We start from the raw sequence: 872 nt of genomic DNA on the forward strand, positions 1-872 counted from the left end.
AAGACAATTCACCGTTTTCTAGAGTTTGACCCGAAATCAATGGGCTTTAAACGTAATCAGGAATATCCTCTGACGGCTCAAGCGATCGCTATTGATGAAGCATCGATGCTGGATCTGTTTCTAGCTTTTTCTCTGGTGAAAGCGATTCCCTTAGGCGCTCAATTATTGCTAGTTGGCGATACCGATCAACTTCCTAGTGTCGGTGCGGGCAATGTTCTCCAAGATTTAATCAATTCTCAACAAGTCCCTGTGATTACACTCACTGAGGTATTTCGTCAGGCTCAGGCAAGTCAAATCATTCAGAATGCTCACCGTATCAATACGGGTAAGTTTCCGCAGATGGAAAAGGTTTCTAATCAGCCTCAATCCGATTGCCTCTGGCTCGAAATGCCCAATGCGGAAGCGGGTCAGCAGGGGATTTGTGACATTGTTACGGAGTTGTTACCGAGTCTGGGCTTTGACCCTCAGCAGGATATGCAGGTTCTCTGTCCGATGACTAGAGGGGATGTCGGTACGCGCAATCTCAATGTTGTCTTGCAACAGTTGCTCAATCCTCCTGATGCGATGAAGCCAGAAATTAAGTATGGAAATACGATCTTTCGTTTGGGCGATCGCGTTATGCAGCAGGTGAATGACTATAACCGTGAGGTTTTTAATGGTGACATTGGTACGATTACGGGTGTCGATTTGGAGGAGAGGGAAGTCACGGTGGTATTTGGCGATCGGCAAGTGGTCTATGATTATGCCGATCTTAATGAGATTGCTCTTGCGAGAGCGACGACGATCCATAAGGCGCAGGGCAGTGAGTATCCTGTGGTGATCATGCCTCTGTTTATGCAGCATTTTCTAATGCTCTCTCGCAATCTTTTCTA

The 872-nt window shown here is 46.6% G+C and carries 1 protein-coding gene; it reads left to right on the forward strand.

The features are described 5' to 3' along the window. Window positions 1-872: AAA family ATPase (locus tag AC805_RS14055; protein WP_156341410.1), on the forward strand; the 872-nt coding region annotated here is incomplete at both ends.

The organism is Pseudanabaena sp. 'Roaring Creek', assembly GCF_001402795.1.
Lineage (GTDB): Bacteria > Cyanobacteriota > Cyanobacteriia > Pseudanabaenales > Pseudanabaenaceae > Pseudanabaena.